The organism is Sphingobacterium sp. CZ-UAM, assembly GCF_002000245.1.
Lineage (GTDB): Bacteria > Bacteroidota > Bacteroidia > Sphingobacteriales > Sphingobacteriaceae > Sphingobacterium.
In genome coordinates, this window is the sequence record NZ_MTCM01000002.1 from 49,135 (window position 1) to 61,944 (window position 12,810).

Sequence of the window (12,810 nt, forward strand, 5' to 3'; positions counted from 1 at the left end):
AATTATGGATATACTAAAACCGATCGGAATAATTGATCTAGAGACAAGTAAACACGATATATCTTACAAAAGTATGCTTACATTATATTGGCAGTTTTTTGACGCGACTGACTACGAAAGTCATTTGCTTGCCAATGATAAGCTTTTAAGAACTGTGATGTCGAACGAAATTTATCCTGATTTATATCTTGCAAACGCGACATATCGATTAGAGTTAAATAGGAGATTGATAGATTTAGCATGGCTGTATCTGACTTATAAAGAAAATGTTGGAGGGGGGTGTGAGTTTCGTATTGTTGATGATTCAAAAAGATACCGGCCAGAGTTTTGTTATGTCAATAATAGCACATACTACTTTGATGATTATTCGTGTTTACACATTAAATTTGATGAACAATATAAACCATTTAGACGCGAAGATGATTATATGGAAGTGGTTTACCGCTTTAAGGGGAAGGTTCGTTGGTTGTCGTTGGACGAAATTGAAAATCCTTATATGTTTTATAGGTCTATTTTTGAAAATAGGACACATCTCGATTGGATTCAATTGCTTGCTAAATGGGGAGAATATACTTTCTTATCAACAAGTATTTGTCAAGAGATTGATGGTGGAGAAGTTTATGATACGTATGTTCTTTTTCAGAAATTAACAGAAATGGCTTATTTGATAAATCGCTATGAAGATTATATTCCAGATTCAAGGGCATTTTTATATTCAGAATTCGGTGAATATCCGTCAAATTTAACGATAGACGAAATTATAAGTCCACAAACAGTGCTGCTTAAGATATTTGGAAAATCTACTATTGATACAATTCTTAATGAAATGTTTTGGTGGTTGGATTCTATTTTAAACGGACAAGAGATTAGTGATTTTAAGCGCGTCTATACTGTTTACACATCCGTTTTAAAGATTGTGGAATTTTGTTGGATATTTAAGCCGCATAAGAGGCCGCGCATTGGATTGAAAGATGATGATAGCGATGAAAATGCCTTTTACACTTCTTCTTTTGAATCATTAAATTATCAAACTAATTATTTGGAGATAAAGGAAAGATCAGAACCATTATTTGCTCTTAATTGGATTTTTTCTGAATACCAAAGAGAAATAGGGTATTTGAGGTCTGTGCTAACAGACTGTTTTGAAGTTTCTGTTGGAAAAGGAAGCTCATCTCTCAATATTATAGTTATAGAGAGCTTAAAAACGAATTGTGCTAAGTTTATTGAACTAGCCTATTTATTTCACCTGGTTCTACTAGAAGAAAAAGAATAGCGATGCCATTTGCAAAACTTACGCTTTATGACTATTTCCCGCGGAGATTACACCATAATGGTTTTTTAGTATGCTAGGCTCGTAATAAGAGATTGATAATAGAGAGGAGGATGTTGGATTGCTCAAAAAAAAAGCAATAATCGATTGAAATTGCTTTTTTTTTGAGCGATTTCTTTCATGAACTTCATTCAAAAGGGAAAATAAGATGACATAATTTTGTTAAAATTACTAATAATTTTAGTAATTTTAACTTATGAATCAGTCAGAATATTTTAAGGGCAGAGGGGCACAGATCAACCCCAATAACAAATTTTTTTCCAACCAGTATGTGCAGGAGCACATTGAAGGCTTGGATGAGGAATTTCTTGGGGCCGAAAAAACGCAATTTATTCCGACACATCCGAAGTCCATTATCTCCAAATCCAATAGCCCAGACCTGCGATTTGAACGATCAATCAATCCCTATCAGGGCTGTGAGCATGGCTGTATTTACTGCTATGCCCGCAATTCACATGAATACTGGGGCTTTAGTGCCGGATTAGACTTCGAGCGCAAAATCCTGGTCAAACACAATGCTGCTCAACTTCTGGAGCATGAATTCCGCAAGTCCAGTTACCAGCCTGATTTGATTATGCTCTCAGGCAATACCGATTGCTACCAACCTATCGAACGGAAATTGGGGATCACACGATCGCTTTTAGAATTGATGCTAAAATATCGAAATCCAGTTTCCATCATCAGCAAGAATGTATTGATGCGAAGGGATTTTGACCTCTTGCGTGAGCTTGCAGCACTGAATCTGGTATCCGTTGCCGTGACCATTAATTCCCTAAGGGAGGAGGTTCGGCAAAAGATGGAACCCAGGACGGCTACTGCCTCGGCCCGTTTAAAACTCATTGAGGGATTGGCGGGGATAGGTGTGCCTGTGATGCTAATGATAGCGCCCATTGTTCCCGGGATCAACAGCGACGAGATTTCAGATTTGATCCGTTCGGGAGCAGATGCGGGCGCAATTACCGCCTCTTATACCATTGTTAGACTTAACGGGCAGATCGGTGGTATATTTAAAGATTGGTTGTATCAGAATTATCCCGATCGCGCCGAAAAGGTATTGCATTGGATCGAGGCTTGTCATGGCGGAAAAATTAATGATACTGATTTCGGACGGCGTATAAAAGGGGATGGCAATATGGCAGAGAGCCTGCAGCATTTATTTAAACTTTCTGTGAAGAAATATATGAATAATGGGGTGCTTCCGCCTCTGAGAAGGGATCTTTTCCGCTTGCCGGATGCGGGTGTGCAACTGGGATTATTTTAATACAACAAAGGCCAGATTCATTTGAGAGTCTGGCCTTTGTTCTGAGCAGAATACGGCTTCCGAAAGCACGGAGTCATAAATTGATGCTCAAATTCTTATTTTTTTCTATTGATCAATACGTAACTGATATATAATAGTAATAACCACACCGGAATCAATTCAACCGGTAATTTCATGCCAGTTACCCACATGATACCCAGCACAGCAATCAGAAAGATCAGACAGATATAATTGCTCAATGGATAGAGAAACGAAGGAAATTTCGTTTTTACATGCGCATCGATTTTGTTTTTTCTAAAGTATAAATGCGTGATTGAAATCATTAGCCAGTTGATGATCAATGAAGAAACAACCAGCGACATCAGGATCTCCAATGCATTTTTTGGTGCAACATAATTGATAAAGACACAAATCGCGGCAAACACTGCTGAAACCAGAATAGCATTTATAGGCGCATGATTTTTGTTAAGCTTGGACAAAAACTTGGGTGCATTACCTTGTTCAGCGAGCCCAAAGAGCATTCTGCTATTACTGTAAACACTGCTATTGTATACAGATAAGGCCGCGGTGAGCACGATCAGGTTGAGTGCGTTTGCGATAATTTTTGTGAAATAGAATGTTTTTCCGAATAGGGTAAATTCAAAACCATTAAGTTTGTCAAAGACCAATACAAAAGGACTCGTATCCGCGGTGATATTTGTCCAAGGTGTGAGGGAAAACAAGATAATCAGAGCACCCACATAAAAGATTAGTATGCGGTAGATAACCTGATTGGTAGCTTTTGGTATATTTTTCTCGGGATGCTCGGCTTCGGCAGCAGTAATACCCACCAATTCGAGTCCACCAAAAGAAAACATGATCAGTGCCATGGCGGATAGCAGACCTTCATAGCTGCCATCTCCAGCTTGGTTAAACCAGCCTTTTGGAAAGAACCCCCCATGCGAAGTCAGGTTGCCCAGGCTCGCCTGTTCACCTCCGGTACCACTAACCAGGAGATAGACACCAAAGACAATCATGGCAATAATAGCGACAACCTTAATGATTGAAAACCAAAATTCTGTCTCGCCATAAATTTTTACCGAAGCAAGATTAAGGGCATTGATAGCGAAGAAGAAAAATAAGCTGGATCCCCAGAGTGGGATTTCCGGCCACCAGAATTGAACATATACTCCAATAGCTGTTAGTTCGGCCATGCTCACTAAAATATAGAGCACCCAGTAGTTCCAGCCAGAGGCATAGCCGGCAAAAGACCCCCAATATTTATTGGCGAAGTAACTAAAGCTACCAGATACGGGTTCCTCAACCACCATTTCCCCCAATTGACGCATAATAAAAAATGCAATTATCCCTGCAAAGGCATAACCAAGTATCACTGCCGGTCCCGCTAGTGTGGCAGCTTTTCCTATCCCAAGAAACAATCCGGTTCCGATGGCGCCACCAAGTGCGATCAGCTGAATATGTCTATTTTGAAGTCCTCTTTTTAATTGTTTCGAATCCTTGTTATTCTGTTTCTCCATTTGTATGGTTAATACGGTTACTTATTTAATGTCGATCAGTCTTGATCCTGAATATTCTACTCGTCTCTTTTCCAACGTAGGATTGAGATGAAATCGGTTTATCTGCAAAGTACTACAAATTATTTAATTTGCTACTACAGCATGTTTACCTAAGCGCATAAAGTTAGTAAAACACTTAGGTATTTTATACAACTTGGGCTTCGCTTTTTGCTGAACCGGAAAGTAATCTTGATTAATGCTGCTGAAAGACAGCTTTTTAATGGAAAACGCTACCATGAGAATGGTAGCGTTTCTTTTGTTCGTAGCTAGTGTGATTTTTGGCCACTCCACCTTAGAACGAAATTTTGTTTGTAAATGATACAATAAAAGATAAATTAATTTGCTTTTTGTGGTTTTTCCGCTGTTCCGCAACTACATCCGCAACCTTTGGAGCAAGCTGATTTACCTTTGAGTGATTTACGGACATTTCTAACGACATACCATACAGCCGCTAATACCAAAACTCCAACGATGAGATATTGTACTGTTATATTATCCATGACCTATTATTTTTAAGGGCTGTAAAAGTCGCTACTGAGCGAACTCGCACAACACGTTAATCTATTTTAAAAGCTGGTAAGCAATCAAGGCACTGAAATACGCCAGACCTGTCATAAAACCAACCTGAATTAATGTCCATTTCCACGAACCTGTTTCTCTTTTAACCGCTGCTATGGTACTCATACATTGCATGGCAAACGCATAAAATAAGAGAAGCGATATTCCCGAAGCAAAATTGTAGGCTGGTAAGCCTGTGTTACGGTTGATCTCCGTCCGCATTTTGCTTAATACGGTTGTTTTCGTTGCTTCATCTTCAATATCAACCTCGTCGCCTAGACTGTATACCGTCGCCATGGTTCCGACGAAAACCTCTCTTGCAGCAAAAGAAGAGATCAGGCCAATTCCCATCTTCCAGTCGTAACCTAGTGGCTCTACAACCGGTTCAATTGCCATGCCAAGATAACCGAGGAAAGAATGTTCCAGACGGTAAGAAGAGATCTCATGGTCTAGGTCTTCGCCCGAGAGATTAGGATTGTTTTGTATCACATATTCTTTTGCATTACTGAATTTGTCGTTAGGTCCAAAGCTGCCCAAGGCCCAAAGGATGACCGAGATTGCCAAGATGATCTTACCCGCACCGAAGACAAAACTTGATGTTTTCTCCCACACATTTAGAGCGACATTTTTCCAGTCCGGAGACTTATAAGTCGGAAGCTCAAAGATGAGGAAAGACTTGTGTTTGGACTTAATGATTTTTGTCAGAAGAATTGCTGAAAATAATGCGGCAAATATCCCGAGGATATACATGACAAACAAAACCATCCCCTGCAGTTGAAATCCGGCGTATTTGGTATTGGGGATCACCAATCCGATCAGTACGATGTAGATAGGGAGACGTGCAGAACAGGTCATGAATGGCGTAACCAATATGGTGACTAATCTTTCCTTTGCATTTTCAATATTACGTGCAGACATGACGGCAGGTACGGCACATGCCACGCCAGAGATCAGTGGGATGACCGATTTTCCATTTAAGCCAAAAGGTCTGAGCCAGCGGTCCATCAGGAAAACCACACGGCTCATATAGCCGGTCTCTTCCATAATCGAAATAAAAATGTATAAAATAACGATCTGTGGAATAAAGATGACGATACCTCCGATACCTTTGATAATACCGTTGCTCAACAGATCTGTTAATGGACCCGCAGGTAGGGTTGCTTGAATGTAGGCTGCGAAATCGCCAAAAAGGCCATCTATAAAGTCCATAGCCGGACCTGACCAGGTATATATGGCCTGGAAAATCAGGAAAAGAATACCAAAAAAGATCAGATAGCCAAAGATCGGATGGAGCAATACCTTGTCGATCGCGTTTGTCTTATTTTTGTTGGACGCATCGTCCTTGGTATAGATTTCAGCTAAGTTGCCATCTAAGGATTTGCTCCGCAGGATGGCTTCTTCTTTTTGCAATTTCTCCGCTTTTAATTGATGCTTTTCACGGATTTGTTGAATTGCCTGATTTTTTTCTTTGGATAAAAAAGATACTTCACCTTTGGCCAAATATTGCCAGGTATGGTATTCGGTATCCAAAGGGAACAGTCTTTTGGTCTCTTCCAATGCTTCATTCGCTATGGCTGGCAATTGAAACTTGCTGATATACATCGGCGGTACTGCATCGAAGTTTTTGATCAGCTGATCTATGCCTTGCCCTGTGCGTGCATTTGTTTCGTATACTTTTGTATTGAGTAGCTGTTCGAGTTTTGGGATATCTATACTGATTCCTTTTTCTTTGGCCTCATCGATCATATTGATGACGAAGATGGCCGGAAGACCGAGTTCGCGCGCTTGTTGATAGAGGATGACAGACCTTTTTAGGTTTGTCGGTTCGGCAACGACAACAACGAGATTGGGCCTAAAACTGTTTTCTTTGTTGACCAGTGTATTAAAGACGACTTCTTCATCCATTGAGCTTGGGAACAATGTATAGGTTCCGGGAAGATCGATGACACGATAGGTCTTGTTGTTGGCTTTAACTTGTCCCTCACGTTTCTCTACCGTGATACCAGGATAGTTTCCTACTTTCTGATTTAATTTTGTAATCCGGTTAAACAAAGAGGTTTTACCCACATTTGGATTACCCAAAAGTGCAATAATCGGGTTATTCATTATTTTTGATCAATAAGGATGACTTTAGCTTCTGATTTGCGAATGGCAATCAAGGCGTTATTAGCAATAATATTTAAACATATAGGACCATTTAAAGGTGCGATATGTTTCACTTCTACTTCTGTACCGGGTACAAAACCCAATTCGAAAAATTTAGCTGGAATATCGTGCGAATCAAAATCAATAATTACCGCTTTTTCCCCTTTTTTTAGCTTGTCTAAGCTAGTTTTATTACGCATCTACCTGTTTTTTTGTATCCTCCAAATATACAGATTTTCTACCATTTAGAATGATTCTAATGTCATAGTTATGTATTTAGCGCAAAAAACAGCTATCTTTACGGGTAAAAAGGGATTAATTATCAACCAAAATGAAAATCGAGGACGAAATCAAAGTAAGTAAATTCAGTAATGAATGGCATCGTTGTACCGTAAATATCCTATACACGTACAATTGGCTTAACAACGAACTTGAGCAAAGGGCAGCCAAAGAGCGGATCACTTTGAAACAATTTAATGTCTTACGCATTCTCCGGGGACAATACCCAAAACCTGCAACCAATAGCCTGATCAAATCAAGGATGTTAAGTACGACACCTGATATCTCCCGAATGATAGATAGAATGGTAACGAAAGGACTTGTTTCCCGTTGTCAATCCGGCGGTGATAAGCGGGCAGTTGATCTGGTTATCACCGATAAGGGGCTGGAGATCCTTAAGAACCTGGAGGAACCAATGTTAATGAAAGATATTTTGTCCGATAGGATTACTCCCAAAGAAGCAACCCAGCTCAGCGCTTTATTGGACAAGCTGAGAGGCTAATTAATGTGCATGGTCATGGTCATGATGATCATGATCATGCAGCTCTTCTTGCTTGCCCTGTCCGTGGTCGTGAGCATGATCATGCTCGCCAGCGAAAGCAAAACTTGCTAAGGCAATGGCCACTCCGGCGATTACCGCAATCATTTTCTTTTTGTTAAATTTATGATGGTCTATAGATCCGGACTCGAACAATATGGTTGTCGATATATGTAGAAATATACCAATTACCACGGCCATGATCTTATCAAAATATTGTTGAATATGACCAACCTCGCCAGCGCTAATCGCTTTACTCAATAGGAAGCCGAAAGGGGTCATGGCCGCGAATAGTGCCAGTGTAATGATAATCGTGTTTTTTTTCAGGTGTGTGCTGATAAGTATGCTACCTAAGGCGAATGCCGCAGGAATATGGTGGATCGAGATCCCCAAGGCTAGCTCGGTCTGATGTGTCGCTGCCAATGGCATTCCCTCAAGGAAGGCGTGTAGACATAAGCTAAACATGATACCGATTGGAAAGCTGTGGCTGTGATGGCCATGCCCATTCTCGGTATGGATATGTCCGTGTTCAATTCCCTGAGAAAATTGCTCAAGAAACAACTGGAATAAAAAGCCACCGAGTACATAGATGCCCAATATTTCGGGTGAGGTATTCGTCGACTGGTATACATGTGGAATTAAATGCAGTACAGTAATGGAGAATAGATAAGCCCCACTAAAAGAAAGGATCAATTTTAGAAAATTTGTTCCTTTTTTCTGGACGAAAAAAACAGCGATACCACTTGCAAATGCAGGTACGAATAAAATTAAAATCAATAAAATTGAATTCATTATACTTGTTCAGTTTTAAAAAAGCTAGGTACAAACCGCTTAAATAGATAGCCTGTAGCCAATCCGACCAGGATTCCAAGTGCGGAGCCACAGAGTATATCAAAGGGGTAATGAACACCAACATAGATTTGAGAGACCGAAATCAGGAATGCCCAGGCAATACAAAGCCAAAGCACATATTTCCATCTTCGTCGGAAAAGCACAATCCAGAAGAAGGCCAGGGAAAAGTGATTGGCCGCATGGGAGGAGGTAAAGCTAAATCCGGAGCCACAGCGTACCCGAATATTGACATTTTCCTTAAACTCCACATCATTGCAGGGCCTGATTCTTTTGACAGTCTTTTTGATCAAATGCGATGAGATCCCATCAGAAATACCAAAAGTAACCAATGTCATTGCCACAATCAGTATACCCATTTTTCCATAAGTTTTTATGAAAAAAATAACCAGAAATAGATACAGTGGAGCCCATGTGTATGGATTACGTAAAATAGGCAACAGCCAGTCAAATACAGGGTTACTTAAACCTTGATTGATGGCAAGAAAAATTTCCTGGTCGATGTGTACTAATTGTTGAATCATAAATGTTGTTGATTACAATGAAATTCCCAAACTTTTAAAAACTCGCTTTTCAAAAGTAAAAATAATTTCATTGCAAACGATTGTTTCTTTTAAAAACAACTTTGTTGCAACAAAGATACGTTAAATATTCAATAATTATAATTTTAATTCGATATTTTATTGCCATAATGCTAAATTTACACGTTAATCAATTCAAAGGAAATGACTTTAATTAAATCAATCTCAGGAATACGCGGTACGATAGGCGGTCGTGCAGGAGAAGGACTTACGCCAATAGATATTGTTAAATTTACAGCTGCTTACGGAACTATTATTGTAAAGCAAACCGGAATAAAGAAAATTGTAGTTGGAAGAGATGCCCGTGTTTCTGGCGAAATGGTCAGTAACCTTGTTATCGGAACCCTGCAAAGTATCGGTGTTGACGTCATTGATTTGGGATTATCGACAACGCCTACAGTGGAGATTGCTGTTCCCATGGAAAAAGCGGCCGGAGGGATTATCCTGACAGCTTCGCATAATCCGGGACAATGGAATGCGCTAAAACTGTTGAATGCAAAAGGCGAATTTATATCCGACGCGGAAGGTCAGGAAGTTTTAGCCCTTGGTGAATCCCTGGATTTTGATTTTTCTGCTGTCGAGCAACTAGGTTCGGTACACAAAGATTATTCTTATCTACAAAAACATGTTGATGCTGTATTGGCATTGGAATATGTAGATAAGGAAGCGATCAAAGCGGCGAACTTTAAAGTTGCTTTGGATGCGGTGAATAGTACGGGTGGAACATTTATTCCTGCCTTACTGGATGCGCTGGGTGTACAGACAATTTATAAAATTCACTGTGAGCCGAATGGCAATTTCCCGCATAACCCCGAGCCTCTAAAGGAACATCTCACAGATTTATCTGCTGCCGTGATCGAAAATAAAGCTGACTTGGGAATTGCTGTCGATCCTGACGTGGACCGTTTGGTATTCATGATGGAAGACGGGGAGTTATTTGGTGAGGAGTATACACTTGTTGCTGTTGCAGATTATCTTTTGCAGCACAAAAAAGGGAATACAGTCTCCAATTTATCGTCGACACGTGCCCTACGTGATGTAACCAAAGCTCACGGTGGTGAATATTATGCTGCTGCTGTAGGCGAAGTTAATGTGGTCACCAAAATGAAAGAAGTAGATGCTGTGATCGGTGGCGAAGGTAATGGTGGGGTAATCTATCCAGCCTCACACTATGGTCGTGATGCTCTGGTAGGTGTGGCTATTTTCCTGACGCATTTGGCTAAGTTGGGTAAGAAAGCTTCGGAGTACCGCGCTTCACTGCCACAATATTTTATGTCCAAGAATAAGATCACGTTGACACCAGAACTGGATATCGACAATCTTTTGGCGAAAATGGAAGAAAAGTATAAAAATGAAGAACACAGTACCATCGATGGACTGAAAATAGACTTTGAAAATGAGTGGGTGCATTTGCGTAAATCCAATACGGAGCCTATCATTCGGATCTACTCCGAAGGGCCAACACCGGAGGCCGCGGAGCAGATCGCGCAAAAAATCATTCGCGAGATCGAAGAAATAATTAAATAAAAACAAAAAGCTGCATCCGCAGCTTTTTGTTTTATGATCTACACGGCAATATATTTCCACAAATAAAATACGTAAGCATAATTTATGATGAAGAAGACCCTTATAGCGATTTATTGTTTTTTGAGTCTATTTTTATATGCAGTTCCGCTGATGGCTCAGAAGCCTGTTGATGCAGTCAATGCGACTTTGGATACCTGGCATAAATCTTCGGGCGAAGTCAAATTTGGGCCTTTTCTAAACGCGCTGGCAGCAGATGCCGTTATCTTGGGAGCCGACCGGCAGGAACGCTGGGATAAAAACCATAGTAGTACATTCTCTGAGCAATATTTTAACGCCCAATATGCTTGGAACTATACTTATCAAAACAGATATATCCATTTTAATACCGATAGTACAACGGCTTGGTTTGATGAGACTTTTAAGATAAACACCAAGTATTTTCGGGGTACAGGTGTGCTGAGCAAGATCGATAATGATTGGAAGATCAGGCAATATAACCTGTCCATGCTTACGCCTTATCAGGAGGTCAAGTCGGCCATTGGTGGAAAGCTGGGACACAATGTGCATAATAACCTGTTGCTGGTCATGGTGCTGTTTTTCTTTATGGCCATGCTGTTTGTGCTGAGTCAACGACTAAAAATATCCTATCCCATCTTATTGGTTATAGGTGGTCTAGGGATTTCCCTTATTCCCGGAGCGCCAGTGATTAGTATAGATCCGGATATTGTCTTTTTGGTATTTTTACCACCCTTGCTGTTTGAAGCGGCCTGGTATACCAACTGGAACAATTTTTTGAAATGGCGGCGATCTATTTTCATCATGGGTTTTGGGCTGGTCTTTTTTACTTCCTTGGCAATCGCATATTTTTCGGTGAGTATTATTCCAGGGTTCACCTTGGCTTTGGGCTTTTTGCTGGGCGGGATTATTTCTCCTCCGGACGCAGTTGCTGCCAGTTCGGTATTAAAAGGCGTGAGTATACCTAAACGGGGTATCACGATCTTGGAAGGGGAGAGTCTCGTCAACGATGCGGCTTCTTTGACTGTATTTCGGTTTGCTTCCATCGCTATCCTAACGGGGCAGTTTGCGATGGGTACTGCAACAACACAATTTCTTGTACTCTCCGTAATGGGTGTTGTTGTCGGACTTGTGATCGGCCATATCTTGTATTTCTTCTTGCGTTATGTAGCTAAATCCTCCAGTATATCGACGCCAATTACGTTGATCGCTCCTTACCTGATGTATATCGTTGCCGAACATTTTGAATGGTCAGGTGTTCTGGCTGTGGTCAGTGGCGGCTTGTTCCTTTCTTTCCGGGCGGGTGATTATCTGAACTATCATACCCGGATACAAACCAAGGAAGTTTGGGCAACAATTGGATTTTTATTGAATGGTTTTGTTTTTATCTTGATTGGACTTGAACTGCCAGTGATCATCAATGGGCTGGGGGAATATTCGATGGAAGAAGCAATTGATTTTTCTCTGGCCATCTGTGTTATTGTCATTGTATTGCGCTTGGTTGCGGTTTATCTTTCTGCCTATGTTCCACGTTTATTGTTTAAAAGAGTTCGTGTCAAAGAAAAAGGCCCGGGTTGGAAGCTGCCGTTGATCGTCGGCTGGGCCGGTATGCGGGGCGTTGTTTCGCTTGCCTCAGCCTTGGCTATCCCGATGACATTATATGACGGAACAGCTTTCCCGCATCGTAATCTTATTTTGTTTATCACTTTTGTCGTTATTCTGGTGACTCTGGTGTTTCAGGGACTTACACTGCCCCTGCTGATAAAATTGATCAAGATCGAGGAGGTTGATGAACAGGTACCGATGGAAGAGCAAATTGATGAAATCCGTGTTCGGCTAGGTAAGGACTCCATCGCTTATCTCGATAAGCATTATGCCAAAGAGATGATGGAATACGAAACAATCGCAAGGGTAAAAGAGCAGCTTATCCGAAGCATAAATGCATCTGAACGAGCCAAAGAAGAGGACACCCGGGCGCAGTTATCGGCTGTCAGGGGATTATATAATAAAATTATGCTCGAAATTCTGGCGGTACGTCGGGAAGGATTAGCGAAAATGAAGGAGAGCAAAGAGTACGACAGTGACGTCATCAAAGATTTAGAATATTCATTGGACTTAGAAGAGTCGCGCCTGACACGCAAATAAGGAGGACTGAGCCCTAGAGATTCAAA

The 12,810-nt window shown here is 40.8% G+C and carries 11 protein-coding genes; 5 read left to right on the forward strand and 6 right to left on the reverse strand.

From position 1 onward, the window contains the following. Positions 1–4: 4 nt before the first annotated feature. Positions 5–1,273, forward strand: coding sequence for a hypothetical protein (locus BWD42_RS10510; RefSeq protein WP_077436041.1), 1,269 nt, complete (start codon positions 5–7; stop codon positions 1,271–1,273). Between the two features lie 253 nt (positions 1,274–1,526). Beyond that, a complete protein-coding gene (locus tag BWD42_RS10515; RefSeq protein WP_077436043.1) occupies positions 1,527–2,591 on the forward strand; it encodes a PA0069 family radical SAM protein in 1,065 nt (354 codons plus the stop codon). Positions 2,592–2,686: 95 nt separating this feature from the next. Here the strand turns inward: BWD42_RS10515 and BWD42_RS10520 are convergent, their stop codons facing one another. From BWD42_RS10520 to BWD42_RS10540, 4 genes are all read right to left on the reverse strand, one after another. Then, positions 2,687–4,108, reverse strand: coding sequence for an amino acid permease (locus BWD42_RS10520; protein WP_077436045.1), 1,422 nt, complete (start codon positions 4,106–4,108; stop codon positions 2,687–2,689). A 374-nt stretch (positions 4,109–4,482) separates the two neighbouring features. Continuing rightward, the gene (locus tag BWD42_RS10530; protein WP_077436049.1) at positions 4,483–4,647 is read right to left on the reverse strand and encodes a FeoB-associated Cys-rich membrane protein; all 165 of its coding nucleotides are present in this window, start codon (positions 4,645–4,647) and stop codon (positions 4,483–4,485) included. A gap of 61 nt (positions 4,648–4,708) precedes the next feature. Continuing rightward, a complete protein-coding gene (gene feoB / locus BWD42_RS10535; RefSeq protein ID WP_077436051.1) occupies positions 4,709–6,811 on the reverse strand; it encodes a ferrous iron transport protein B in 2,103 nt (700 codons plus the stop codon). Further along, positions 6,811–7,050: a ferrous iron transport protein A gene (locus BWD42_RS10540; protein ID WP_077436053.1), complete on the reverse strand. Its 240-nt coding sequence runs from the start codon at positions 7,048–7,050 to the stop codon at positions 6,811–6,813. Before BWD42_RS10540 ends, feoB begins: the two co-directional genes overlap by 1 nt. Before the next feature lie 131 nt (positions 7,051–7,181). Between BWD42_RS10540 and BWD42_RS10545 the strand changes: the two genes are divergently transcribed. Then, positions 7,182–7,631: a MarR family winged helix-turn-helix transcriptional regulator gene (locus BWD42_RS10545; protein ID WP_077436055.1), complete on the forward strand. Its 450-nt coding sequence runs from the start codon at positions 7,182–7,184 to the stop codon at positions 7,629–7,631. Here BWD42_RS10545 and BWD42_RS10550 read toward each other — a convergent pair whose 3' ends face one another. Together BWD42_RS10550 and BWD42_RS10555 are read right to left on the reverse strand one after the other, a co-directional pair. After that, entirely contained in the window at positions 7,632–8,459 is an 828-nt protein-coding gene (locus tag BWD42_RS10550) for a ZIP family metal transporter (protein WP_077436057.1), read from the reverse strand. Further along, the gene (locus BWD42_RS10555; RefSeq protein WP_077436059.1) at positions 8,459–9,040 is read right to left on the reverse strand and encodes a phosphatase PAP2 family protein; all 582 of its coding nucleotides are present in this window, start codon (positions 9,038–9,040) and stop codon (positions 8,459–8,461) included. Before BWD42_RS10555 ends, BWD42_RS10550 begins: the two co-directional genes overlap by 1 nt. Before the next feature lie 201 nt (positions 9,041–9,241). Here BWD42_RS10555 and glmM point away from each other — a divergent pair, with 201 nt between their 5' ends. Together glmM and BWD42_RS10565 are read left to right on the forward strand one after the other, a co-directional pair. Next, on the forward strand, positions 9,242–10,624 hold the full coding sequence (gene glmM, locus BWD42_RS10560) for a phosphoglucosamine mutase (protein WP_077436061.1): 1,383 nt from the start codon (positions 9,242–9,244) through the stop codon (positions 10,622–10,624). Positions 10,625–10,708: 84 nt separating this feature from the next. Then, complete coding sequence (locus tag BWD42_RS10565) at positions 10,709–12,784, forward strand: Na+/H+ antiporter (RefSeq protein ID WP_077436063.1); 2,076 nt, start codon at positions 10,709–10,711, stop codon at positions 12,782–12,784. Positions 12,785–12,810 lie beyond the last annotated feature (26 nt).

Excerpts from the sequence above, each read along its gene's own strand:
- BWD42_RS10510 (WP_077436041.1), top strand. The coding sequence starts at position 5 with ATGGATATACTAAAACCGATCGGAATAATTGATCTAGAGACAAGTAAA.
- BWD42_RS10515 (WP_077436043.1), top strand. The coding sequence starts at position 1,527 with ATGAATCAGTCAGAATATTTTAAGGGCAGAGGGGCACAGATCAACCCC.
- BWD42_RS10520 (WP_077436045.1), bottom strand. The coding sequence starts at position 4,108 with ATGGAGAAACAGAATAACAAGGATTCGAAACAATTAAAAAGAGGACTT.
- BWD42_RS10530 (WP_077436049.1), bottom strand. The coding sequence starts at position 4,647 with ATGGATAATATAACAGTACAATATCTCATCGTTGGAGTTTTGGTATTA.
- feoB (WP_077436051.1), bottom strand. The coding sequence starts at position 6,811 with ATGAATAACCCGATTATTGCACTTTTGGGTAATCCAAATGTGGGTAAA.
- BWD42_RS10540 (WP_077436053.1), bottom strand. The coding sequence starts at position 7,050 with ATGCGTAATAAAACTAGCTTAGACAAGCTAAAAAAAGGGGAAAAAGCG.
- BWD42_RS10545 (WP_077436055.1), top strand. The coding sequence starts at position 7,182 with ATGAAAATCGAGGACGAAATCAAAGTAAGTAAATTCAGTAATGAATGG.
- BWD42_RS10550 (WP_077436057.1), bottom strand. The coding sequence starts at position 8,459 with ATGAATTCAATTTTATTGATTTTAATTTTATTCGTACCTGCATTTGCA.
- BWD42_RS10555 (WP_077436059.1), bottom strand. The coding sequence starts at position 9,040 with ATGATTCAACAATTAGTACACATCGACCAGGAAATTTTTCTTGCCATC.
- glmM (WP_077436061.1), top strand. The coding sequence starts at position 9,242 with ATGACTTTAATTAAATCAATCTCAGGAATACGCGGTACGATAGGCGGT.
- BWD42_RS10565 (WP_077436063.1), top strand. The coding sequence starts at position 10,709 with ATGATGAAGAAGACCCTTATAGCGATTTATTGTTTTTTGAGTCTATTT.